The 22,157-nt window shown below is 59.8% G+C and carries 25 protein-coding genes; 15 read left to right on the top strand and 10 right to left on the bottom strand.

The features are described from left to right. The first annotated feature begins 140 nt into the window (after window positions 1–140). A complete protein-coding gene (locus tag GTU76_RS28900) occupies window positions 141–515 on the top strand; it encodes a DUF2784 domain-containing protein (protein WP_016983006.1) in 375 nt (124 codons plus the stop codon). Here the strand turns inward: GTU76_RS28900 and GTU76_RS28895 are convergent, their stop codons facing one another. Then, window positions 516–1,043 (bottom strand): DUF3087 domain-containing protein, encoded by a 528-nt coding sequence (locus tag GTU76_RS28895; RefSeq protein WP_175554624.1) that lies wholly within the window; start codon window positions 1,041–1,043, stop codon window positions 516–518. Between the two features lie 223 nt (window positions 1,044–1,266). Between GTU76_RS28895 and ppnN the strand changes: the two genes are divergently transcribed. Further along, window positions 1,267–2,640: a nucleotide 5'-monophosphate nucleosidase PpnN gene (gene ppnN, locus GTU76_RS28890; RefSeq protein ID WP_008085844.1), complete on the top strand. Its 1,374-nt coding sequence runs from the start codon at window positions 1,267–1,269 to the stop codon at window positions 2,638–2,640. Between the two features lie 198 nt (window positions 2,641–2,838). Here ppnN and GTU76_RS28885 read toward each other — a convergent pair whose 3' ends face one another. Both GTU76_RS28885 and GTU76_RS28880 read right to left on the bottom strand, forming a co-directional pair. Next, entirely contained in the window at window positions 2,839–4,245 is a 1,407-nt protein-coding gene (locus GTU76_RS28885; RefSeq protein WP_180700181.1) for an FAD/NAD(P)-binding protein, read from the bottom strand. After that, entirely contained in the window at window positions 4,246–4,809 is a 564-nt protein-coding gene (locus GTU76_RS28880) for a helix-turn-helix domain-containing protein (RefSeq protein ID WP_016983003.1), read from the bottom strand. 85 nt (window positions 4,810–4,894) lie between these two features. Here GTU76_RS28880 and GTU76_RS28875 point away from each other — a divergent pair, with 85 nt between their 5' ends. From GTU76_RS28875 to GTU76_RS28845, 7 genes are all read left to right on the top strand, one after another. Continuing rightward, a complete protein-coding gene (locus tag GTU76_RS28875; protein WP_180700180.1) occupies window positions 4,895–5,830 on the top strand; it encodes a DMT family transporter in 936 nt (311 codons plus the stop codon). 247 nt (window positions 5,831–6,077) lie between these two features. Beyond that, entirely contained in the window at window positions 6,078–8,996 is a 2,919-nt protein-coding gene (locus tag GTU76_RS28870) for a monovalent cation/H+ antiporter subunit A (protein ID WP_180700179.1), read from the top strand. Further along, window positions 8,996–9,340 (top strand): Na+/H+ antiporter subunit C, encoded by a 345-nt coding sequence (locus GTU76_RS28865; protein WP_007910763.1) that lies wholly within the window; start codon window positions 8,996–8,998, stop codon window positions 9,338–9,340. The genes GTU76_RS28870 and GTU76_RS28865 overlap by 1 nt, the downstream gene beginning before the upstream one ends. After that, window positions 9,337–11,016, top strand: coding sequence for a monovalent cation/H+ antiporter subunit D (locus GTU76_RS28860; protein WP_180700178.1), 1,680 nt, complete (start codon window positions 9,337–9,339; stop codon window positions 11,014–11,016). The genes GTU76_RS28865 and GTU76_RS28860 overlap by 4 nt, the downstream gene beginning before the upstream one ends. Then, complete coding sequence (locus GTU76_RS28855; protein ID WP_180700177.1) at window positions 11,013–11,501, top strand: Na+/H+ antiporter subunit E; 489 nt, start codon at window positions 11,013–11,015, stop codon at window positions 11,499–11,501. The genes GTU76_RS28860 and GTU76_RS28855 overlap by 4 nt, the downstream gene beginning before the upstream one ends. Then, on the top strand, window positions 11,498–11,776 hold the full coding sequence (locus tag GTU76_RS28850; RefSeq protein WP_007910754.1) for a K+/H+ antiporter subunit F: 279 nt from the start codon (window positions 11,498–11,500) through the stop codon (window positions 11,774–11,776). The genes GTU76_RS28855 and GTU76_RS28850 overlap by 4 nt, the downstream gene beginning before the upstream one ends. Further along, on the top strand, window positions 11,773–12,135 hold the full coding sequence (locus tag GTU76_RS28845) for a Na+/H+ antiporter subunit G (RefSeq protein ID WP_016982998.1): 363 nt from the start codon (window positions 11,773–11,775) through the stop codon (window positions 12,133–12,135). Before GTU76_RS28850 ends, GTU76_RS28845 begins: the two co-directional genes overlap by 4 nt. A 131-nt stretch (window positions 12,136–12,266) precedes the next feature. Here GTU76_RS28845 and GTU76_RS28840 read toward each other — a convergent pair whose 3' ends face one another. Further along, the gene (locus GTU76_RS28840) at window positions 12,267–12,707 is read right to left on the bottom strand and encodes a DUF3995 domain-containing protein (RefSeq protein WP_007910751.1); all 441 of its coding nucleotides are present in this window, start codon (window positions 12,705–12,707) and stop codon (window positions 12,267–12,269) included. Window positions 12,708–12,801: 94 nt separating this feature from the next. On the opposite strand from GTU76_RS28840, the gene GTU76_RS28835 reads away from it, so the two are divergent. Both GTU76_RS28835 and GTU76_RS28830 read left to right on the top strand, forming a co-directional pair. Beyond that, window positions 12,802–13,191 (top strand): DUF2946 domain-containing protein, encoded by a 390-nt coding sequence (locus tag GTU76_RS28835; protein WP_016982997.1) that lies wholly within the window; start codon window positions 12,802–12,804, stop codon window positions 13,189–13,191. A 92-nt stretch (window positions 13,192–13,283) separates the two neighbouring features. Next, a complete protein-coding gene (locus tag GTU76_RS28830; protein WP_180700176.1) occupies window positions 13,284–15,416 on the top strand; it encodes a TonB-dependent receptor in 2,133 nt (710 codons plus the stop codon). Between the two features lie 96 nt (window positions 15,417–15,512). On the opposite strand, the gene GTU76_RS28825 is transcribed toward GTU76_RS28830, so the two are convergent. The 3 genes from GTU76_RS28825 to GTU76_RS28815 form a co-directional block, all read right to left on the bottom strand. Then, entirely contained in the window at window positions 15,513–16,529 is a 1,017-nt protein-coding gene (locus tag GTU76_RS28825) for an ABC transporter substrate-binding protein (RefSeq protein WP_016982995.1), read from the bottom strand. 127 nt (window positions 16,530–16,656) lie between these two features. After that, window positions 16,657–16,854, bottom strand: a complete 198-nt coding sequence (locus GTU76_RS28820; RefSeq protein WP_016982994.1) for a hypothetical protein — start codon at window positions 16,852–16,854, stop codon at window positions 16,657–16,659. Further along, window positions 16,851–17,300: a hypothetical protein gene (locus GTU76_RS28815; protein WP_175554633.1), complete on the bottom strand. Its 450-nt coding sequence runs from the start codon at window positions 17,298–17,300 to the stop codon at window positions 16,851–16,853. Before GTU76_RS28815 ends, GTU76_RS28820 begins: the two co-directional genes overlap by 4 nt. On the opposite strand from GTU76_RS28815, the gene GTU76_RS28810 reads away from it, so the two are divergent. From GTU76_RS28810 to GTU76_RS28805, 3 genes are all read left to right on the top strand, one after another. After that, window positions 17,295–17,618, top strand: a complete 324-nt coding sequence (locus tag GTU76_RS28810) for a hypothetical protein (protein WP_175554634.1) — start codon at window positions 17,295–17,297, stop codon at window positions 17,616–17,618. The two genes, GTU76_RS28815 and GTU76_RS28810, sit on opposite strands and share 6 nt — an antisense overlap. A 102-nt stretch (window positions 17,619–17,720) precedes the next feature. Then, window positions 17,721–17,972: a hypothetical protein gene (locus GTU76_RS30180; protein ID WP_246376171.1), complete on the top strand. Its 252-nt coding sequence runs from the start codon at window positions 17,721–17,723 to the stop codon at window positions 17,970–17,972. A 48-nt stretch (window positions 17,973–18,020) separates the two neighbouring features. Next, window positions 18,021–18,257 (top strand): DUF2789 family protein, encoded by a 237-nt coding sequence (locus GTU76_RS28805; protein ID WP_016982991.1) that lies wholly within the window; start codon window positions 18,021–18,023, stop codon window positions 18,255–18,257. A gap of 6 nt (window positions 18,258–18,263) precedes the next feature. Here the strand turns inward: GTU76_RS28805 and GTU76_RS28800 are convergent, their stop codons facing one another. The 3 genes from GTU76_RS28800 to GTU76_RS28790 form a co-directional block, all read right to left on the bottom strand. Then, a complete protein-coding gene (locus tag GTU76_RS28800; RefSeq protein ID WP_016982990.1) occupies window positions 18,264–18,467 on the bottom strand; it encodes a hypothetical protein in 204 nt (67 codons plus the stop codon). Window positions 18,468–18,580: 113 nt separating this feature from the next. Next, window positions 18,581–19,804, bottom strand: coding sequence for a methyl-accepting chemotaxis protein (locus tag GTU76_RS28795; RefSeq protein WP_425503679.1), 1,224 nt, complete (start codon window positions 19,802–19,804; stop codon window positions 18,581–18,583). A 598-nt stretch (window positions 19,805–20,402) separates the two neighbouring features. Beyond that, entirely contained in the window at window positions 20,403–20,807 is a 405-nt protein-coding gene (locus GTU76_RS28790; protein ID WP_003225981.1) for a TraR/DksA family transcriptional regulator, read from the bottom strand. Between the two features lie 401 nt (window positions 20,808–21,208). On the opposite strand from GTU76_RS28790, the gene GTU76_RS28785 reads away from it, so the two are divergent. Further along, window positions 21,209–22,117 carry a MurR/RpiR family transcriptional regulator gene (locus GTU76_RS28785; protein ID WP_180700174.1) on the top strand — a complete coding sequence of 303 codons (909 nt, stop codon included), beginning with the start codon at window positions 21,209–21,211 and terminating at the stop codon, window positions 22,115–22,117. Window positions 22,118–22,157: the final 40 nt, after the last annotated feature.

Genomic DNA, 22,157 nt, shown 5'->3' with positions numbered 1-22,157 from the left:
TTTCGCCTTTTTGGCTTGAACAATCTTGCGCACTTGTGGGAATCGGCGGATGCGCGCGTAATCCGCTGACTTTCGCACTGACCTTCAATGCCCTGAGCGGCGTAACATAGCGTCATTCACAACCGCGTCAGGGAGACGACATGCTGTACCGAATCGCAGCCGACGGGCTGGTGCTGTTTCATTTGTGCTTCATTCTGTTTGTGCTGTTCGGCGGGCTGCTGGTGCTCAAATGGCCACGGGTGATGTGGCTGCATTTACCGGCCGCCGCCTGGGGCGTGGCGGTCGAGGTGCTGCACCTGACCTGCCCGCTGACCTACTGGGAAAACCTTATGCGCCACGCCGCCGGGCAGACCGAATATGCCGGCGGCTTCATCGAGCATTACATCTGGCCGATCATCTACCCGGCCGGGCTCACCCCGCAGATCCAACTGGCGCTCGGCAGCGTGGTGCTGGCGGTCAACCTGCTGGTGTATGGCCGCTTGATCCGTTTGTGGAAGCGGCGTCGAGCGCTGTGATCAGCGCGACGTCGGCTTCAACGCCTCCAGCCAGGCCGGATCCAGGCGCGTCTGCTCGGTGTCGAGTCCCTGCGCCTGCATCCGCTCTTTGTGTGCTTCGGCTTCGCGCCACAGCTGCCCGTGATCGCTGGAGTTGCCGTCCAGTTCGTGCATTTGCATCAAACCCAGATGATAGAAGCGCAAAACCTTCATCGCCGTCGGATCGTTTTGCTCCACCGCCGCAGTCACGTTATGCATCACATTGGTGATGCTCATAAGACTGCGCTTGAGTCGCCAGCTGTACACCGCCGGCGCCATCCAGCTCTGATTCCAGAAGCGCCCGCGCAATAACGCGGCGGTCAGCAAAAATGCGACAAACACCCCGCCGACATTGAAGCGCAGGTTATCGCCGCCGGGCTCGCCGAACAACGCCACCGCGACGCTGGAAAACAGCATCGCCAGCACCAGGAACAGCACGGCGATGATGACCGTGCTGCGTCGGGTCTGCTGGCGAAAGGTGGCGGCGTCCATCGGCTGAATCTCGAACATCACAAATGACTTCCTTGAGCGACAAAAGGGCTAACTGAAAAAACCGGCCGGCACATTATCGCCTCTACCGCGGATTTAGCTATGCTGGGGCTCCTTTTCATCTTTTCAGCGTCCAACGGGGACATGGCGGTACAGCGCAGATCGTGCCATCTTCATTCATGGATACACACTATTCGGATGCCATCGCCTAGTCTTGAGATGACATCGTTTTAAGGATCATTGCATGACCCAACGACACGTAATCAATGCCTCGGTCAGCCCGAAAGGCAGTCTGGAAACCCTTTCTCAACGTGAAGTTCAGCAACTGAGCGAAGCCGGATCCGGCAGTACCTATACCCTCTTCCGCCAGTGCGCCCTGGCCATCCTCAACACCGGCGCCCATGTCGATAACGCCAAGACCATCCTCGAAGCCTACAAGGACTTCGAAATCCGCATTCACCAACAGGATCGCGGCGTACGCCTGGAACTGCTGAACGCTCCGGCCGACGCGTTTGTCGACGGCGAAATGATCGCCAGCACCCGCGAAATGCTCTTCAGCGCCCTGCGCGACATCGTCTACACCGAAAACGAACTCGACAGCCAACGCATCGACCTGACCACCTCGCAAGGCATCAGCGACTACGTCTTCCACCTGCTGCGCAACGCACGCACCCTGCGTCCGGGCGTCGAGCCGAAGATCGTGGTGTGCTGGGGTGGCCACTCGATCAACACCGAAGAATACAAATACACCAAGAAAGTCGGCCACGAACTGGGCCTGCGCAGCCTCGACATCTGCACCGGCTGCGGCCCCGGCGTGATGAAAGGCCCGATGAAAGGCGCGACCATCGCCCACGCCAAACAGCGTATTCATGGCGGGCGTTATCTGGGTTTGACCGAGCCGGGGATTATTGCGGCTGAAGCGCCAAACCCGATCGTCAACGAGCTGGTGATTCTGCCGGACATCGAGAAACGTCTGGAAGCCTTCGTGCGCGTTGGCCACGGCATCATTATTTTCCCGGGCGGCGCCGGTACGGCAGAAGAGTTCCTTTATCTGCTCGGCATCCTGATGCACCCGGACAACAAAGGGCTGCCGTTCCCGGTGATCCTCACCGGGCCGAAACATGCCGCGCCGTATCTGGAACAACTTGACGCCTTCGTCACCGCCACACTCGGTGAAGCGGCCAAGCAGCATTACGAAATCATCATCGACGACCCGGCCGAAGTGGCGCGGCAGATGACCCAAGGCCTGAAAGCGGTGAAGCAGTTCCGCCGCGAGCGCAACGATGCGTTCCACTTCAACTGGCTGCTGAAAATCGACGAGGGCTTCCAGCGCCCGTTCGATCCGACCCACGAAAACATGGCCAACCTGAAACTGCACCGCGACCAGCCACCGCACGAACTGGCGGCCAATCTGCGCCGGGCGTTCTCCGGGATCGTCGCCGGCAACGTCAAGGACAAGGGCATTCGCCTGATCGAAGAACACGGGCCGTACCAGATCCGTGGTGACGCCGCGATCATGCAACCGCTCGATGCCCTGCTCAAAGCCTTCGTCGCCCAGCACCGGATGAAACTGCCGGGTGGCGCGGCGTATGTGCCGTGTTATCGAGTGGTGGCGTGACTTCTCCGGCCACTACGCAACACATGTAGGAGCAAGCCTGCTCGCGATAGCGGTATATCAGTCACTTTTGATTTCGACTGACACACCGATTTCGCGAGCAAGCTCGCTCCCACAAGGTCTGGATGTGTACACAAAATCTGCATTCACCCAATCAACTGTGGGAGCGAGCCTGCTCGCGAAGAGGCTGCCAAGCACACCTCAAATTTCTGACCTGTCCGCCAACCGCGCAGCCAACGCCTTGGCCTGCAACGCCACATCCGTCACCGCCGTACTCTCCCACCACATCCCGCGCAACGGTGGCCCCATGGCAAACAGTCGGCCAGCCGCGCGTCCCTCGGCATCCAGCACCGCGCCATCCCCGGCCGCCGCGATCCCCAACGCCAATGGCCCCGGTTGCACCAGACCACGCGCCAGCACCTGCTGCGGCAACGGTCGCGCCACCCGGCGCCAGTCGTATTCGATGCCACTGGAATTGATTAATGCAGCACCCTGCACCACGCAAGATTCAGACTCGCCGCGACGCCTTATACGAATCCGGACACCATCCTCCGGACTTGACTCAAGCCCTTTGAACGACGCTGCCTGAATCCGCAATCGCCCTTCGTTGTGCAATCGCTCAACCAGCTGCGCACTCAACGGCGGCGAACGGTGATGATGACTTTCCCACCACGGACGTACATGCCGTACGAATTGTCGCCGCTGCAGGTCAGTCGCCTGACTCCACAAACGAGCGATGTGCACCCGAACCGTGTCCAGCGGCGCCTGCCAATCGATGCCTTGTGCGATGGCGGCCAGGCATTGCCGACGCAATTCACCTAACAACTGTCGTGGTGTGCGCAGGCTGTGATCATCGCCAAGAAAATCCACCCAGGCCGGCGGCTGTCGGCGTACATGAGGCAACAAGCCGTGCCGGGAAAATACTTCGATCGGGCCACGATGCCCGGCTTGCTCCAGCGACACCACGGCATCGACCATGGTCAGGCCGGAGCCGATGATCAGTACGGTCGATTGCGGATCGAGTTGACGCATCGACGTGACATTCCAAGGATCCAGAGCGGCCGCGTTAAGGCCACTGGAGGCTTTCTGCGGCGTTCGCGCAGCCGGAAACATTCCAGTCGCCAGTACCGCGTAGCCACCGCGCAATGACTGACCATCGCTCAACGTCAGCTGCACCGAACCGGCATCGACTTGCAGGTCGACGACTTCCGCACGAATGTGTTCAACACTTGAACCATTTTGTGCCCCGACTCTGCGCGCCTCGGCCAGGCGCTGCTGCACATAGACGCCGAACAATCCACGCGGCGGAAACAGTTCGCTGACCGGCACATCCTGCTCGGCGGATTCAGGCCAGCCACCGCCGGCAATGTGCTCGGTAAGCCATTGCGTCAATTCATCAGGATTATCCGGATCAACACTCATGCGCGCAGCGTTGCCGTTGAGCGTGTGACCCAGCTCGACCGCGCTGTAAGCTTCACCCCGCCCCAGTTCGGCACGCGGCTCGATTACCAGAATCTTGCGCCGGCCGGGTAGACGCAGCAATTGCACAGCCAGCATCGTGCCGCTGAGGCCGCCGCCGATAATCAGGATGTCTGCGCTCTGACTCATTCAAATCACCACATTGCGAATAAACCGAGCCGCAATATCCCCATCGTTGCGATAGGAATGCGGCTGGTTGCTGGCAAACATGAAAAACTCACCTGTGCCAATGTGCTGAGGCTGATCACCGAGCATCAGCGTCAGGCAACCTTCAAAGACGAAAATCTGCTCGCTCCAGCCTTCCGAATCCGCTTGCGACGGATAGACCTCGCCCGGTTGCAGGCACCATTCCCATTGCTCGACTTCGCGAGTCGCCGTGGCTTTGGAGAGCAACACGGCTTTGCTGCCCGGGTGGGTTCCTGCCCATGCCACCTCGTTGATGCGGCTCGAGTCGCGGGCATCCGGTGCCTGGATCAGATCGCTGAACGCCACATCGAGCGCTTCGGCAACGCGGTCGAGGGTGGTCAGGCTGACATTTTTGTCACCCGCCTCAATCGCCACCAGCATGCGCCGGCTGACCCCGGACTTTTCTGCCAGCGCGGTCTGGCTCATATCGGCGGCGTGCCGCAGACGCCGGACGTTCTGGCTGACGTGTTGCAAAACAGAGGCGCGTTGCGTTGAATCTTTGTGCACTATATTGCTCACTCGGTGAAGTTGGGCAGTATACTGCGCAACGTTGGGCGCATTGTGCGGCCTCCTTTTTATAGTGCGCAAGGTCATGACGTCGCAGAACAACTCCCCCGCCTCCCTCCGTTTCTCTCGCTTCAGCAAAGCCGAGTGCGTGCTGGTACTGATCACCATGGTCTGGGGCGGCACTTTCCTGCTGGTTCAGCACGCGATGACCGTCAGCGGCCCGATGTTTTTTGTCGGCCTGCGTTTTGCCGCAGCGGCGTGCATTGTCGCGTTGTTTTCCTGGCGACATCTACGTGAGCTGACCCTTTTCGAACTCAGGGCCGGTGCCTTCATCGGTGTGGCGATCATGCTCGGTTACGGCTTGCAGACGGTCGGGTTGCAAACGATTCCGAGCAGTCAATCGGCGTTCATCACCGCGCTGTACGTGCCGTTCGTGCCGTTGCTGCAATGGCTGGTGCTCGGCCGTCGGCCGGGACTGATGCCGAGCATCGGTATCATGCTGGCGTTTACCGGTTTGATGTTGCTGTCGGGTCCGTCCGGGGCGGCGCTGAATTTCAGTCCCGGTGAAATTGTCACGTTGATCAGCGCCATCGCCATAGCCGCCGAGATCATTCTGATCAGCACCTACGCCGGGCAAGTCGATGTGCGCCGGGTGACCGTGGTGCAACTGGCGGTGACGTCGGCACTGTCCTTTTTGATGGTTGTGCCGACCGGTGAACTGATTCCGGATTTCTCCTGGACCCTGCTGGTGACAGCGCTGGGGTTGGGCGCAGCGAGTGCGGCGATTCAGGTGGCGATGAACTGGGCGCAGAAGAGTGTTTCGCCAACCCGGGCGACGTTGATCTATGCCGGGGAGCCGGTGTGGGCGGGGATTGTCGGGCGGATTGCCGGGGAGCGGTTGCCAGCAATTGCAATGGTGGGCGCGGGGTTGATTGTCGCGGCAGTGATTGTCAGTGAGTTGAAGACCAAGGGTAAGGCCGCAGAAACCGATGTTGAGCTGCAGCGAGAAACGCAGGGCTGATCGGCAATACCTTCAGCGCCTGCGCCAACGCTTTCGCGAGCAAGCTCGCTCCCACACTGGAATGTATTTCAAAATGTGGGAGCGAGCTTGCTCGCGTAAGGGCCATCTGCCACACCTTCCCTTGGCCTGAAATAACGCCAAACACAAATTTTGAGACTACTTTGTAGGATTCTGAGACATCCTGGCGTTTGGTGATCGGGGAGCTGGCACGTATGATGCTTCACAAACTTCCGCAGATTAGAAGCCTATGTCCCTGATAGTTCTACTGCTTCTGCCATTCATTGGCAGCTGTCTTGCAGCGGTGCTGCCTCACAACGCGCGTAATACCGAATCCCTGTTGGCAGGCCTGGTCGCTTTGATCGGCACCGTCCAGGTCGCGCTGTTGTACCCGCAAATTGCCCACGGCGGTGTGATCCGCGAAGAGTTCATGTGGCTGCCCAGCCTGGGGCTGAACTTCGTTCTGCGCATGGATGGCTTCGCCTGGTTGTTCTCGATGCTGGTACTGGGCATCGGCACGCTCGTTTCTCTTTATGCCCGTTATTACATGTCGCCGGACGATCCGGTGCCGCGTTTCTTCGCGTTTTTCCTGGCGTTCATGGGCGCCATGCTTGGCCTGGTGATCTCCGGCAATCTGATTCAGATCGTGTTTTTCTGGGAACTGACCAGCCTCTTCTCGTTCCTGTTGATCGGCTATTGGCACCACCGCGCCGACGCCCGCCGCGGCGCCTACATGGCGCTGATGGTCACCGGCGCCGGCGGATTATGCCTGCTGGCGGGGGTCATGATTCTCGGCCATGTCGTCGGCAGCTATGACCTCGACAAGGTCCTGGCCGCCGGCGACATGATTCGTGCACACGCCCTCTACCCTATTCTTTTACCCCTGATTCTTATCGGTGCACTCAGCAAAAGTGCACAGTTCCCTTTCCACTTCTGGCTGCCCCACGCAATGGCGGCGCCGACCCCCGTCTCCGCATATCTGCACTCGGCCACGATGGTAAAGGCAGGAGTGTTCCTGCTTGCGCGGCTGTGGCCGTCGCTGTCCGGCAGCGAAGAATGGTTCTACATCGTCAGTGGCGCCGGCGCGTGTACGTTGTTGCTTGGCGCGTATTGCGCGATGTTCCAGAACGACCTCAAAGGTCTGCTGGCCTACTCGACCATCAGCCACCTCGGCCTGATCACGCTGTTGTTGGGTCTCAATAGTCCGTTGGCCGCTGTGGCGGCGGTATTCCACATCCTCAACCACGCGACGTTCAAGGCTTCGCTGTTCATGGCCGCCGGCATCATCGACCACGAAAGCGGCACCCGCGATATCCGCAAACTCAGCGGCCTGATCAAACTGATTCCGTTCACCGCGACGCTGGCCATGGTTGCCAGCGCCTCGATGGCCGGTGTGCCATTGCTTAACGGTTTCCTGTCGAAAGAAATGTTCTTCGCCGAAACCGTGTTCATCAACGCCACGGCGTGGGTCGAAGCGGCGCTGCCGATAGTCGCGACCATCGCCGGTACATTCAGCGTTGCCTACTCGCTGCGTTTCACCGTCGATGTGTTCTTCGGTCCACCGGCCACCGACCTGCCGCACACCCCGCACGAGCCACCGCGCTGGATGCGTGCGCCGGTCGAGTTGCTGGTGTTCACTTGCTTGCTGGTGGGGATTTTCCCTGCGCAGATTGTCGGCCCGTTGCTCACCGCCGCCGCGTTGCCCGTGGTTGGCGGCACGCTGCCGGAATACAGCCTGGCAATCTGGCACGGCCTGAATGCGCCGATGATCATGAGCCTGATCGCCATGTCCGGCGGTATCGTCGTCTATCTGTTGCTGCGTAATCAGCTCAAACGCGGTCGCTTCAAGTACCCACCGCTGGTGGGGCGCTTCAACGGCAAGCGCCTGTTCGAACGCAGCCTCGTGGTGATGATGCGCCTGGCCCGACGTCTGGAACGGCGACTCGGCACCAAGCGTCTGCAGATGCAGCTGTTCCTGATGGTACTGGCGGCGGTGCTCGCCGGCCTGATTCCGATGCTGCACAGCAGTTTGAGTTGGGGCGACCGGCCGAAGATTCCCGGCTCGATCGTGTTCGTGACCCTGTGGCTGCTGGCGATTGCCTGTGCCCTCGGCGCCGCGTGGCAGGCCAAGTATCACCGTCTCGCCGCTTTGACCATGGTCAGCGTCTGCGGCCTGATGACCTGCGTAACTTTCGTCTGGTTCTCCGCGCCCGATCTGGCCCTGACACAACTAGCGGTCGAAGTGGTCACCACCGTGCTGATCCTGCTCGGCCTGCGCTGGTTGCCACGTCGTATCGAAGAAGTCTCGCCACTGCCAAGCAGCCTGCGCAAGGCTCGGATTCGGCGTCTGCGCGACTTGCTGCTGTCGATTGCCGTCGGCGGTGGCATGGCGCTGCTGTCCTACGCGATGCTGACGCGGCAGACGCCGAACGACATCTCCTCGTTCTACCTCAGCCGCGCCATGCCCGAGGGCGGTGGCAGCAACGTCGTCAACGTGATGCTGGTGGATTTCCGTGGCTTCGACACCCTCGGCGAAATCACCGTGCTGGTCGCCGTGGCGCTGACCGTGTTCGCATTGCTGCGGCGCTTCCGCCCGCCGAAAGAAAGCCTGCAACTGCCCGCCCAGCAACGTTTGCTGGCACCGGACGTGGTCACCGACCTGGTCAACCCGCGTTCGGCCAGCGACACCGCGCTCGGCTTCATGATGGTGCCGGCGGTGCTGGTACGTCTGCTGCTGCCGATTGCGCTGGTGGTGTCGTTCTACCTGTTCATGCGCGGACACAACCAACCGGGCGGCGGTTTCGTCGCCGGTCTGGTGATGTCGGTGGCGTTCATCCTGCAATACATGGTCGCCGGCACACAGTGGGTCGAGGCGCAAATGAGTCTGCGGCCGCTGCGCTGGATGGGCACCGGATTACTCTTCGCCACCGCCACCGGCCTGGGGGCGATGGTCGTCGGTTATCCGTTCCTGACCACCCACACCTGGCATTTCAGCTTGCCGGTGTTGGGTGACATCCATATCGCCAGCGCGTTGTTCTTCGACATTGGCGTATACGGTGTGGTGGTCGGTTCGACGCTGTTGATCCTCACCGCCCTCGCCCACCAATCGGTGCGGGGCCACAAGACCGCATCGCTGCCCAAGTCCGTCGCCAGTAAAGGAGCCGTCTGATGGAAGAAGTCATCGCAATCGCCATCGGCGTGCTCGCCGCGTCCGGCGTCTGGCTGATCCTGCGACCACGGACGTTCCAGGTGGTCATGGGCCTGTGCCTGCTGTCGTACGGCGTCAACCTGTTCATCTTCAGCATGGGCAGCCTGTTCATCGGCAAGGAGCCGGTGATCAAGGATGGCGTGACCCAGGATTTGCTGCACTACACCGACCCGCTGCCACAGGCACTGGTGCTCACCGCGATCGTCATCAGCTTCGCCATGACCGCGTTGTTCCTCGTCGTTCTGCTCGCTTCACGCGGCCTGACCGGTACTGACCACGTCGACGGCCGGGAGCCTAAGGAATGATGGCGATGACTCACCTGATCGCCGCACCGATTCTGCTGCCGCTGCTGACCGCCGCCATCATGCTGATGCTCGGTGAACGGCACCGGCCGCTGAAGGCAAAAATCAACCTGTTCTCCAGCCTCGTCGGCCTGTTCATTTCGGTGATGCTGCTGCAATGGACGCAAACCACCGGCGTGCCCGGCTCCATCGGTGTGTACCTGCCGGGCAACTGGCAGGCGCCGTTCGGCATTGTGCTGGTAGTCGATCGTCTATCGGCGCTTATGCTAGTGCTGACCGGGATCATCGGCGTCAGCGCCCTGCTGTTTGCCATGGCCCGTTGGGACGGTGCGGGTTCAAGCTTCCACGCGCTGTTCCAGATTCAGTTGATGGGCCTGTACGGCGCGTTCCTGACGGCGGATCTATTCAACCTGTTCGTGTTCTTCGAAGTCCTGCTGGCCGCGTCTTACGGCCTGTTGCTGCACGGCTCGGGTCGGGCGCGGGTGTCGTCGGGGCTGCATTACATCTCGATCAACCTGCTGGCCTCGTCGCTGTTTCTGATTGGCGCGGCACTGATCTACGGCGTCACCGGCACGCTGAACATGGCCGATCTGGCGCTGAAGATTCCGCTGGTGCCGGAAGCCGACCGTGGCTTGCTGCATGCCGGCGCCGGGATTCTTGCCGTCGCGTTTCTGGCCAAGGCCGGCATGTGGCCGCTGAACTTCTGGCTGGTGCCGGCCTATTCATCGGCCAGTGCACCGGTGGCCGCGATGTTCGCGATCATGACCAAGGTTGGCGTCTACACGCTGCTGCGTCTGTGGACACTGTTGTTCTCAGGGCAGGCCGGAGCGTCGGCATTCTTCGGCGGCGACTGGCTGATCTATGGCGGCATGGCGACCATGGCCTGCGCGGCGCTGGCGATTCTCGCCGCGCAACGCCTGGAGCGCATGGCCAGTCTGAGCATTCTGGTCTCGGCGGGGATTCTGCTGTCCGCCGTTGGCTTTGCCCAGCCGAACCTGATCGGCGCGGCACTGTTCTATCTGGTCAGTTCGACCCTGGCGTTGAGCGCGCTGTTCCTGCTGGCCGAGTTGATCGAACGCTCGCGTTCGGCCAACGAGATCCCGCTGGAAGACGAAAGCGAACTGCTGCCACGTCCGCAGGAGTCCCTGCAGCCACCCAAAGGCATCAACCTCGATGACGAGCAGAAAGCCGTGGTCGGTCAGGTCATCCCGTGGACCATGGCGTTTCTCGGCCTGAGCTTCATTGCTTGCGCGCTGCTGATCATCGGCATGCCGCCGCTGTCCGGGTTCATCGGCAAATTCAGCCTGATCGGTGCTTTGCTCAATCCGCTGGGCCTGGGTACCGACGCGCCGATATCCAACGCTGCATGGGCGTTGCTGGCATTGCTGATTCTCACCGGGCTGGCATCGCTGATGGCGTTCTCGCGTCTCGGCATCCAGCGCTTCTGGACGCCAGAGGAGCGCCCTTCACCGCTACTGCGCAAACTCGAATGCGCGCCGATCTTCCTGTTGCTGGGGCTGAGCGTCGTCCTGACTTTCAAGGCTGAACCCCTGTTGCGTTATACCCAGGCCACCGCCGAGGCGCTGAACAATCCGCAGCAATACGTGATGGCGGTGCTCGGCACCCGTGCCGTACCGAGCCCGGAAGCCAAATCGGCGATGCTGGAGGTGCAGCCATGAAGCGTGTGTTTCCTGCACCGTTGTTGTCGCTGGCGCTGTGCGCCTTGTGGCTGACCCTTAACCTGTCGGTCAGCCCGGGCAATCTGCTGCTCGGCGCAATATTGGGTTTTGCTGCGCCATTGATGATGCGCAAACTGCGTCCGAAACAAGTGCGCATTCGCCGCCCCGGAACGATCCTGCGCCTGTTCCTGCTCGTGGGCCGTGACGTGGTGATGTCCAACCTGATCGTCGCGTGGGGCGTGCTCAACGCCGGTCGCCGCCCGCCGCGCTCGGGCTTTGTCAAAGTCCCGCTGAACTTGCGCGATGCCCACGGCCTGGCGACTCTGGCGATGATCTGCACGGTGGTGCCCGGCACGGTTTGGTCGGAGCTGTCGCTGGATCGCAGCATTCTGTTGTTGCACGTCTGGGATCTGGATGATGAAACGCAATTCATCGAGCACTTCAAGAGCACCTACGAGCGGCCGTTGATGGAGATTTTCGAATGAGCCCATTACTGTCGAACGCAATCCTGCTGACGCTGTTCCTGTTCTCGCTGGCGATGGTGCTGACGCTGGTACGTCTGTTCAAAGGCCCGTCGGCGCAGGATCGGGTATTGGCGCTGGACTATCTGTACATCGTCGCCATGCTGATGATGCTGACCCTGGGCATTCGTTATTCCAGTGACACTTACTTCGAAGCGGCGCTGCTGATTGCGCTGTTCGGCTTCGTCGGCTCGTTTGCCCTGGCGAAATTCCTGCTGCGTGGCGAGGTGATCGAATGAATGCTGAATTGTCGCTGTGGGTCGAGATTCCAGTGGCGATCCTGCTGGTGCTCAGCGGTCTGTTTGCGTTGATCGGTGCGATCGGGTTACTGCGCATGAAGGATTACTTCCAGCGCATGCACCCGCCGGCACTGGCTTCGACACTGGGGGCATGGTGCGTGGCATTGGCGTCGATCATCTGCTTTTCGGCGTTGAAGTCCGGTCCGGTCATACATGCCTGGCTGATTCCGATTTTGCTGGCGATCACTGTGCCGGTGACCACGTTGCTGCTGGCGCGGGCGGCGTTGTTCCGTAAGCGCATGGCTGGGGATGATGTGCCGGCAGAAGTCAGTAGCCGGCGGACTGAAAGCGGTAGCTAGTCCAGAGTTTTCGGTGTCTGGACTGGCCCTTTCGCGAGCAAGCTCGCTCCCACATTTGGAATGCGTTCCTCTGTGGGAGCGAGCTTGCTCGCGAAGGGGCCAGCCAAGTCATCACAAATTTTAGATCAGTTTCAAACCCAAGCCACCGCCAACAACCCCGCCCCCAACACCGCACACAACGGCGAATACACCCAGGTGTCCAGCCGCGCAAACCGCGAATCCTTCACTTCCTTGAAAAAACCGACCAGATTCGAATCACCAATCGCCCGGGCAAACATCAACAGCGCAATCGCGCTGATCACCCATTGCAACGCCTTGTGCGTCACCGCCGGCATGCCCCAGCCCACCCGCATACACACCAACGCCGCAATCACCAACAATGCCGCCGCCACAATCAACGTAAGCCAGCCTGACGGCTTGAACGCCGGCCGCACCGTTGCGACAAAACCGCGCACCGGCACCTGCGGCACCACCACCGCTGCCGCCCACTGCCCACCCAGCGCCCAATACACGTGCATCAAGGCGATCACCGCGAAAGTAGTCACCAGCCATTGAGCCAACACAAAGGTCATGGTTGAAATCCTTGGAAAGGGATTTGAACAAATCATCCTAGTCGGATTTTTTTCAAGTGCACGACCGATCAGCGGTACGGTAAAGTGCCGCCCCATGAAATTCTCCCGTTCCGATCGCTCACTGCTGGCCTGGATGCTCTATTGCTGCGTCCTGTTCAACGTGTTCGCCTGCAGCATCGGTCACGGACAAATGGTCGGTATGCAGCTGAACGGTATCGGCGGCCAGTTCTGTACAGTCGACCCGGCCACTCAAGCGCCGCTCGCCAGCAACCCCACCGAAGAACAACTGCCGACCCTGTCCAAGGCCTTCGGCTGCCCGCTGTGCTCGGTCGGCGGCGGCATGGGCCCGGCGTTCAACTCCAGCCTGACGCTGGCGATCCTGCCGGAACAACACAGCCCGCCGCTGGCGCCCATCGTCAGCGCCGACCTCCCTGCCCGCTTCACCTGGCCTTCGGCCAACCCTCGCGCCCCGCCGCTCGCCTGAATGTCCCTGCCTTTTTGATTTGTCAGCCCACTGCGCCAACGCGCGGCGTTCGCCTGTGCGCTGACTCCTAGACAAGCATTCAGGATTCAATGATGAAACAACTCACTCTACTGGCGAGCCTGTGCGGCTGCCTGTCCGTCAACGTCTGGGCGCAATCCACCGTGGATCTGGCGCCGATCACCATCGACGGCGAGTCCGGCGCGGAACCGGGCCTGAGCCTCGACCAATCCAGCGGCATGGCTTCGCGTCTGGGTTTGAGCGTGCGTGACACACCGGCTTCGGTGGCCATCGCCAATCGCAACGATATCGAACGCCACGGCGCGCAGAACTTCCAGGACGCCGCCAACACCTTGCCCGGTGTCAACGCCAGCGCGCCGCCGGGTTTCGGCGGGTTCGTTTCCTATCGTGGCTTTACCAGCAGTCAGATTACCCAGATGTTCAACGGCATCAACGTATCCGGCGGCCTCGCCCGCCCCGTCGATTCGTGGATCTATGACCGCGTTGAACTGGTCGGCGGCCCGTCATCGCTGATCAATGGTGCAGGCTCCGTCGGCGGCTCGCTGAACTACGTGACCAAACTCGCCACCCGTGATGAACAAGCCGTTGAAGGTCGGGTCAGCTACGGCTCCTACGACACCACCGAAACCGCTTTCGGCCTCAATCATGCACTGACCGAGCCGAGCGCCGACGTGCAGCACTACGCGCGACTCGACGTCAGCCACAACACCAGCAACGGCTACATCGACCGCCAGGAGCGCGATGCCTGGAGCGTGGCGTTCTCGCTGCTCAGCGACCTGACGCCCGACCTGTCGCACACGTTGGCCCTGGAATATCAGGATGAACATGAAGACAGTCCGTACTGGGGCACGCCCGTGCTCAATCCCAAGGGTGGCGAGTTGAAGATCGATAAACACAACCGCTTCAACAACTACAACGTCGAGGACGGCCGGTACGAGCAGCGGACGATCTGGGTCCGTTCGATCATCGACTATCGGATCAACAACAGCACCACCCTGCGCAACACGCTGTATCACCTCGACAGCCAGCGCGATTACCGCAACCTCGAAACCTACCAGTACAACGCCGACAACACGGCGGTGAACCGTTCGACCGCCTATCAGGTACGCCATCAGGGCGAGCAGAACGGCAACCAGTTCGAACTGCGTCACGACAACGCGCTTTTCGGTCTCGACACGACGTTGTCGGGGGGCTTCGAATACAAGGTCAACCAGACCACCAACTCGCCGCTGAACATCAAAGGTGCGAGCACGGTAGACCCGAACAACTACCCTCCGGGGCATTTCTACGACATTCCCGGCACCAACCCCAAACTGGTCAGCGACAAAACCAACGAGGTCACCACCAAGGCGTTGTTCGTGGAGAACCGTCTGGCGTTGACCGACAAACTGTCGCTGCTCACCGGCCTGCGCTATGACGACATTGACCTCGACGCGACCAACCATCGCACCGTGACCGCCGCCAATCCCAAGCACCTCAAGCGTAGTTGGGAGCCAGTCACCGGCCGCGCTGGTTTGACCTACCAGTTCATTCCATCGGCCAACGTCTACGTGCAATACAGCACCGCCGCCGAGCAACCGAATGGTACGCAGGACTTCGACGTCTCTACCGGCAAGCAATGGGAAATCGGCAGCAAATTTGATTATCTGAACGGGCGCGGCTCGGCGACGATTGCGGCCTATACCATTGAGCGAAAGGACTTCGCCGTGACCGATCCGCTGGACCCGACCAGCAGCATTCCGGTCGGCCAGCAGACATCGAAAGGCGTAGAAATCGCCAGCTCGCTGCGGATCACCGACAAGTTGTTGGCCGAGGGCAACTTCGCCTGGGTCGATGCGCAGTACGATGACTTCACCGAAAAGAATGCTGCCGGCGTGGTGGTGTCACGCAAAGGCAACACGCCGACCAACGTGCCGGATCGCGTTGGCAATCTGTGGCTGACTTATGATTTTTCGCCGCAGTGGCAAGGTGGAGTAGATGCGCGATATGTGGCGTCGGTGTATGCGGACACGGCCAACACCATGACCGTGCCGTCGTACACCTTGTTTGGCAGCTTCCTCAGCTACAAGGTCGATTCGCACACCACCGTCACCGGGCGCGTGCGTAACCTGACCAATGAGGTGTATGCCGAGTTTGCGCATGTTTCGCCGGCGTATTACCTCGGAACACCACGTACCTTCGAATTGGCGGTGATGACGAAATTTTAAGAGCTTCGCGAGCAAGCTCGCTCCCACAGTGTTGTGAACGACACATATCCATTGTGGGAGTGAGCCTGCTCGCGATGAGGCCAACCGCATCAACCCCTATTTCAGATCAGCCGAAACCTTCTCCGCCACATCCTTCGGCAACCAGGCCTGCCACACGTCCGGGTGCGCCTTCATGAAGGCCACCGCCGCCTCCCGTGGCGCCGTGTGCTTCTCACTCATTTCCGCCAATGCCTTGTTCAATGGCTCAATCGGGAAATCCACCTTGCTGAAGAAATCGGCGATCTGCGGATACTGCTTCTGAAACGGCGTCGACACACCAATCGACAGCTTCGACGCCAGCGACCGGGTCGGTTTCGGATTGGGATTATCGGCATCGGTCAGCGTCTTCCACGCTTCGGCGTCAAACGGCGGCTCTTCCAGTTGCACCAATTTGAATTTGCCCAGCAGCGGCGTCGGCGACCAGTAGTAAAACAGCACAGGTTTGCCACGACGAATCGAAGAGCTGATCTCGGCATCCAGTGCCGCTCCCGAACCACTGCGGAAGTTGGTGTAATCGTCCTGCAGACCATAAGCCGTCAACTTCTGCTTATTGACCACTTCCGACGTCCAGCCGATCGGGCTGTTGAGAAACCGCCCCTTGCTCGGATTTTCTGCATCCTTGAACACGTCCTTGTACTTCTTGAGATCACTGACACTGCGCAGGTCCGGCGCCAGCGGCTTGATGCCTTTGGCCGGGTCGCCCTTGATCACGTACTCCGGCACCCACCAGCCTTCGGTAGCGCCCTTGACCGTGTCACCGAGGCTGACGACCTTTCCTTCGGCCTCAGCCTTGACCCATACCGGACTGCGCCCGGCCCACTCTTCGCCAATGACCTGAATATCATTGTTGGCCAATGCGGTTTCCAGCGTGATGGTGGTGCCAGGCAAGGTGTCGGTTGGCAAGTCGTAGCCCTTCTCGACGATGATCCGCAACACATCAGTAATCAGGCTGCCGCTTTCCCAGTTCAGGTCGGCAAAATGGATCGGCGCCTGGGCGGCCATCACCGATGGCGCTGAAGCCAGCAAACCAAACGTGGCCACGCTGGCGGCCAATAACCGTCGAAATCCGTTCATGCATTGCACCTCGTGCTGTTCACAGCAATGGCAGGATGGCCTGACATAAGACCGCAAGCCTCTGAATACTCAGTCAACTGACTGTAGCCGAGGTTCCTGCTTTTTCCGGGTCATGCTGCGGACGAGGTTATGAATCAGACTTTTCCTGCAGGCTTTGCAGCTCGCGTCTGACCATGCTGGCGTATTCTGCGGGACGCAACTGATAGATCTGCGCAGCCAGCCAATTCAGCCAGGCGCCTTGCAGTCCAGCCTTGGCGGCGAATAAACGCCGAGCCTCCTCGCGTGCAGTGTCGAGGTTCTGCGCATGGAAATCCGCGCGGCTCACTCGCTGGCCTTGAAGGTCACCAGTTCACCCTTGCGCCACTTGGCGGCTTTGGCGGTGACGGCTTTCAGCGTTTTGGTCAGGCCTTCCTGCAATTGCTGATGGGCGGCGAACACGGTCACCACGCTGTGGCCTTCCTTGAACAGGATCGCGTGCCCGTCGGCGGTGTCGACAAAGGCGTAATCGCCCAGTCCATAGACCGTCAGTTTGATTTCGCGAAAACGGATATCCATCTTGCCACCTTCACGGCTGGGCAAGACCGATGCACTGAAATGGTCGCCGACCTTGAGCTTGAGCCCTGGTTTGTCATCGACCACCAATGCGCTTTCGGTGTCGATCTCGGCCACGTAAATGCCTTCGGCGTTTTGCTCGGTGATGTAAACAAAACGCGACTGAAACAGCTTGACCAGCTTTGCACGCAAATCACCCAACACGAACAAAGCATGCATATCGAGATTACTGACTGCCAAAGAAACATCCCCACATCTGAAAAAACCGCACGCGGAAAACGCGCACGGCAAATAAACGGCCAGGCCGATGTCACTGCAAATAAATCAATAAAGCCCGAATCGAGCAGAGTGCTCATTCAACGCGAGGTTGCCAAGACTACTGGATTGTCACTCGCGAAACTCATCCCGATGTCGCCAAAGCTTGAAGGAAAAATCTTCGTTAGCGGCGAGAGCAGTCTGACTACGAACTTTAGGGAAAATTCTCACGAAAAAAAGCACTTTTCCGACATATCGCAAGCGAAAAATTGCTTTAGATAAGCCCTGTCGTCAACAGGTACTGGCGATTCTAGAGCAGCGATGCTCATTACGACTACCCGCAACGGCCTTTAAATCCCGGCCGACTGATGAAAAGGACTTCATATGTGCACTCTGACTCACTTTGCCATGACTGCTGACGACCGGATCAAATCACCACTGATACTGAGTGCCACTGACTTCAACGGCCATTGCCCACGTTTTCAGGTCGTGCCCGCCGGCAACGCGTTCTTTCACATAAAGGAAACATCGACCGGACGCGTAAGAGGTTTCCGCGAAGATCACAACGAGGCCTGCGCCCTTGCCCGCTCACTTGAGTCGAAGATCGAACTCCTGGCGAATGGCTGCCTCAGATAAAGAGAGAGATCGACCGCGCCATACCGGCGCCCACCGAAGGAGTAGACGATGGAACTGCCAGCATACGATCTGAAAACCCTGTTCGATCAACTGGGACTGCCTTCAGAAGGTAACGCAATTGACGATTTCATCGAAGCGCATCCACTGGCCCCCGAGACCAAACTGATCGACGCCGACTTCTGGTCGCCGCAACAGGCGCAATTGCTCAAGGAATGGTTGAGGGCCGACGGTGAAGAAGCGGTGATGGTCGATGAACTGAATGTGCGCCTGCATCGCGGCAAGTAATCCTGATCAGTGCAGGCTGTCACCCGGCTCGGCGTGCAACTGTGCGAGCCAGGCAGCCTTGCACTCCTCGGCCTCATCGCGGCTGGCAAACGCGGTGCCGCGACGCTCGCCATTGAGCAATACTACCCAGCAGACGCTTCGACCCATTGCGCGCAAACCGGCAGGCACGCCACTGCCGATCATCACGGCGACATCAACTCTGCACTGCATGCAGCCCTCCAAAAATCATTAGCAACCTAACTAAGCGGTCAGATTAATGGTTTCTTGCAGGCGGAAACAGCAAGCTCCGTGCACAGATTCATTGCATCAGAAGTAACAATCCCTCAACGCGGATTTTCCGGCTTATAGCCCAGACGCAATCCCCCCCAGTGCCGGCCCTTGATCATGATCGGCACCGACAGATCATGCATCAGCTCACCGGTGTCGCGGGTGTAGGTCTGCAACAACACCGGTTGCTGATGGCTGCCGCAGCGAATACCGGTGCGATCCGCGAACTTGCGTTTGGTGCGATTGTTCACCGCGTCGACCTGCGCATCGCCGGTCAACGGCTGACTGAACAATTGATTGTGCGTCGGCACATAACCCTGCTGCGTGCAGGCGATGGCGAACACCAACCCTTCGTGACGCGGTAACAATGGCTCCTGAATCGCCGGCAGCACCTGATCGGTGTAGCGGTCAAAACGGGTTTGAAACTTCGCCGGATGGGTATTCGGGATCGGCTGATACTGACGGTCGAACAAGTCCTCAAGGCTGATCCGCCCCTGCTCGACATCCGCCTCGAACCGCGCGGCAATCTGGCTCGCCCCTTCGCGGGCCAGATCGTAGATGCGCTGGTGATAGTCATCCAGACCGACCTCGGCCAGACGCTCGCTGATGGTTTCCGCCTGCCCTTCCATCTGCACCGCCGCTTCAGCGAGGCGGCGGGTCTGTTGATCGCTGATCGCCAGGTCGCTGCGCATCTGTTCGATGGCCTTGAACAGGCTATCGAGTTGTTCGCGATTGGTTTCCGCGCCCTGGGCGATTTCACCGACCTGAGTTTCCACTCCGGCGGCCAGTCGCGCGATGTTCTCCAGATGCTGACCGGTGTGTTCGACCTGCTCGACACCGGTCTGCAAATCACTCGACAACTCGCGAATCTGCTCTACCACCTGCGCCGTGCGCTGCTGAATGTCCGCGACCATCTCACCGACCTCACCGGTTGCCGACGCCGTGCGCGCCGCCAACCCGCGAACCTCGTCCGCCACCACGGCAAAACCGCGGCCATGCTCACCGGCCCGCGCCGCTTCGATCGCCGCGTTCAATGCGAGCAGATTGGTCTGGCTGGCAATCGACTGAATCACCAGCGTCACACGCTGAATATCATCGCTGCGCACACTCAAGGCTTCGATCAATTCACGGCTGGCATTGGCGCGCTGACTGAGCTGATGCATGCGCGCGATCGAATCCACCAGTTCCGTGCGCCCCGCTGCGCTGCTGTGATGTGCCTGACTCGCAGCTTCAAGCGCGGCACGGCTGAGTTGTGAAGTGGCGTGTTCGGTTGCGATCATTACCTCAGCGTTGCTGACGATCCGCGCCGCCGCATCGAGTTGCGATTCGAGTTTGCTCGCCAGTTCCTTGACCGAAAACGCCACGCCCGCCGCCGACAAAGCGTTATGGCTGGTGGTGTAGGAAAGGTCGCGGGTCAGTTCTGACATGGCGCTGCCAGCGTCGGCAGGCTGAGTATCGGGGATGGCGCGGGAGCGCAGGCGCGGCAGCCAGACAATCAGCACCGCCAGTGGCATGCCGATGTACAGCGACCATCCACCCAGCGTCATGCCGGCCAGCAACAGCATCAGGGCGATGCTTTGCAGGGTCGGAGCGATCCAGCGGTTTTTCGGCAAAAGCACTGGTGCAGGCAGAGACCCAACCAGAGATCCATCTCTCGTCATATCAACACCCCACGCTTGTTCTCATTGTTGTGACTGCATTAAACGCCACTACAACGCCATTATCCATGGTCCGTTAGTCGCGGGGTCTGTGGCAGGTCAATGAAATCGCGCGGAAATATTGCGGACGATAAAAAGCTTCGCGGGCAAGCCCGGCTCCCACTGGTTCGGTGTTGAACCTGGTGGGGCGGACTTGCCCGCGATCACAGCGCCGAAAAAATCAGGCCTGACGCTGGTGCTTGTCGATCTGCTCGTGACGCTCTTGAGCTTCGATGCAGTACTTGGTGGTCGGGCTGATCAGCAGACGCTTCAGGCCAATGGCCTCGCCGCTGTCGTCGCACCAGCCAAAGCTGTCTTCCTTGATGCGCTCGAGGGCTTGTTCCAGTTGCGGCAGCATGCGCTGATCGCGATCGATCGCGTTCACCAGCCAAGTGCGCTCTTCTTCAACCGAAGCCGCGTCCGCCGGGTCAGCCGGGGTGTCCAGGCTTTCGATGGCGATACGATTTTGCTCAATGCGCTCGTGGGTTTCGACTTTCATGTTCTGCAACAGCTCAGTGAAGAAAGCGTGCTGCTCTGCATTCATGTAGTCATCTGCCGGCATGGCCAGCAACTTGTCCTTTGTCATTGATATCTCTATAAAAAAACGTGCATTAAGGCGAATTAGGGAGCGTTTCGGCGAACCGCGTGCGGTCGGCGAAAAGGCATCGTTTATTGCAAATGCCACCCGGCACTCAATTTACGAGGGGCGGCAGTCTAAGGCCCGAATGAGGCCTCAGCAACTGTAAATACAGGGAATTTGTCCGACAACGTCCGGAAACTGCTCTGACACAGCGTTCACACGGCCATCGGAGTGCGTTTATAGCAAGAAATTCAGTCGAGCGGCTGTATATAGAAGACAAACGGCTAACCACCCAGCGTCCAGACGCAATTTTTTACCACGCACTGCATCGTTTCAGCAAAGCAGAACCGCAAAAGCCCCCCTACTATCAGGCCCACCGTGTGATCAAACAGCCTGAAGGATGACTTATGCCCCGCCCCGATCTGCCGGCCACCGACGAGGTTTCACTCGCCAGCCCCCCGATCAATGCCGAGCGCCTGCTGCAACAGATCACCGACGAATACGACGCCCTGCCGCGCCAGCTCAAACGCATCGCCAGCTACATCAGCCAACAGAGCGACCGGATCATGGTCGACCGCATCAGCGACATCTCCCGCGAGTGCGAAGTGCACCCGTCCGCCATCGTGCGCTTCTCGCAACGCTTCGGTTTCAGCGGCTTCAGCGAAATGCAGGCGCTGTTCCGCAGTGCCTACACGCACAAAGCCTCGCCGGTGCAAAACTACCAGCAACGCATCCGCAGCATGATCGCCAACCAGTCGCAGCAAGCCAGCGCCGGCGACCTCGCCCGCGAATGCATCGACGCTACGCGCTCCGGTATCGAACGCCTGGGCCGTGAACTCGACGACGCCGCGTTTGAAAAAGCCGTGGACCTGATCGTCAATGCCGACAACATTTATGTCGTCGGCGTGCGCCGCTCCTTCGCCGTCGCCGACTACCTCGTTTACAACTTGCAACACACTCAGAAAAAAATTCACCTGGTGTCCGGGCTAGGCGGTAGCTATCGAGAACAAATGCGCAGCGTGCGCGCGAACGATCTGGTCATCGCCATCAGCTTCGTGCCCTACGCCAAGGAAACCCAGCACTGCCTGCGCTTCGCCCGACAGCAGCAGGCCAACACCTTGATCCTCACCGACAGCCACCTCTCGCCACTGGCAAAACTCGCCGACAGCGTATTGCTGATAAACGAAGGCAGCGCCCTCGCCTTTCGTTCGCTGAGTGCAACGTTGTGTTTGTGTCAGGCGTTGTTTGTGGCGGTGGCGTATCGGCTGGAACTGAATGTTGATGAGATTCACGAACAACCCGGCTTCGACGACTGACAATTGCCTCAACGTCAGCTAGGTTATGCCTTCCCACCGG

Origin of the sequence: Pseudomonas crudilactis, assembly GCF_013433315.1 — a bacterium.
Lineage (GTDB): Bacteria > Pseudomonadota > Gammaproteobacteria > Pseudomonadales > Pseudomonadaceae > Aquipseudomonas > Aquipseudomonas crudilactis.
The sequence above is the reverse complement of the archived record's forward strand: the minus strand, read 5'-3'. Positions and strand labels throughout refer to the sequence as shown.

Bases quoted from the DNA above. Each gene is read 5' to 3' on its own strand.
- GTU76_RS28900 (WP_016983006.1), top strand. From the start codon at position 141: ATGCTGTACCGAATCGCAGCCGACGGGCTGGTGCTGTTTCATTTGTGC.
- GTU76_RS28895 (WP_175554624.1), bottom strand. From the start codon at position 1,043: ATGTTCGAGATTCAGCCGATGGACGCCGCCACCTTTCGCCAGCAGACC.
- ppnN (WP_008085844.1), top strand. From the start codon at position 1,267: ATGACCCAACGACACGTAATCAATGCCTCGGTCAGCCCGAAAGGCAGT.
- GTU76_RS28885 (WP_180700181.1), bottom strand. From the start codon at position 4,245: ATGAGTCAGAGCGCAGACATCCTGATTATCGGCGGCGGCCTCAGCGGC.
- GTU76_RS28875 (WP_180700180.1), top strand. From the start codon at position 4,895: ATGACGTCGCAGAACAACTCCCCCGCCTCCCTCCGTTTCTCTCGCTTC.
- GTU76_RS28870 (WP_180700179.1), top strand. From the start codon at position 6,078: ATGTCCCTGATAGTTCTACTGCTTCTGCCATTCATTGGCAGCTGTCTT.
- GTU76_RS28865 (WP_007910763.1), top strand. From the start codon at position 8,996: ATGGAAGAAGTCATCGCAATCGCCATCGGCGTGCTCGCCGCGTCCGGC.
- GTU76_RS28860 (WP_180700178.1), top strand. From the start codon at position 9,337: ATGATGGCGATGACTCACCTGATCGCCGCACCGATTCTGCTGCCGCTG.
- GTU76_RS28855 (WP_180700177.1), top strand. From the start codon at position 11,013: ATGAAGCGTGTGTTTCCTGCACCGTTGTTGTCGCTGGCGCTGTGCGCC.
- GTU76_RS28850 (WP_007910754.1), top strand. From the start codon at position 11,498: ATGAGCCCATTACTGTCGAACGCAATCCTGCTGACGCTGTTCCTGTTC.
- GTU76_RS28845 (WP_016982998.1), top strand. From the start codon at position 11,773: ATGAATGCTGAATTGTCGCTGTGGGTCGAGATTCCAGTGGCGATCCTG.
- GTU76_RS28840 (WP_007910751.1), bottom strand. From the start codon at position 12,707: ATGACCTTTGTGTTGGCTCAATGGCTGGTGACTACTTTCGCGGTGATC.
- GTU76_RS28835 (WP_016982997.1), top strand. From the start codon at position 12,802: ATGAAATTCTCCCGTTCCGATCGCTCACTGCTGGCCTGGATGCTCTAT.
- GTU76_RS28830 (WP_180700176.1), top strand. From the start codon at position 13,284: ATGAAACAACTCACTCTACTGGCGAGCCTGTGCGGCTGCCTGTCCGTC.
- GTU76_RS28825 (WP_016982995.1), bottom strand. From the start codon at position 16,529: ATGAACGGATTTCGACGGTTATTGGCCGCCAGCGTGGCCACGTTTGGT.
- GTU76_RS28810 (WP_175554634.1), top strand. From the start codon at position 17,295: ATGCATATCGAGATTACTGACTGCCAAAGAAACATCCCCACATCTGAA.
- GTU76_RS28815 (WP_175554633.1), bottom strand. From the start codon at position 17,300: ATGCATGCTTTGTTCGTGTTGGGTGATTTGCGTGCAAAGCTGGTCAAG.
- GTU76_RS30180 (WP_246376171.1), top strand. From the start codon at position 17,721: ATGTGCACTCTGACTCACTTTGCCATGACTGCTGACGACCGGATCAAA.
- GTU76_RS28805 (WP_016982991.1), top strand. From the start codon at position 18,021: ATGGAACTGCCAGCATACGATCTGAAAACCCTGTTCGATCAACTGGGA.
- GTU76_RS28800 (WP_016982990.1), bottom strand. From the start codon at position 18,467: ATGCAGTGCAGAGTTGATGTCGCCGTGATGATCGGCAGTGGCGTGCCT.
- GTU76_RS28795 (WP_425503679.1), bottom strand. From the start codon at position 19,804: ATGATCGCAACCGAACACGCCACTTCACAACTCAGCCGTGCCGCGCTT.
- GTU76_RS28790 (WP_003225981.1), bottom strand. From the start codon at position 20,807: ATGACAAAGGACAAGTTGCTGGCCATGCCGGCAGATGACTACATGAAT.
- GTU76_RS28785 (WP_180700174.1), top strand. From the start codon at position 21,209: ATGCCCCGCCCCGATCTGCCGGCCACCGACGAGGTTTCACTCGCCAGC.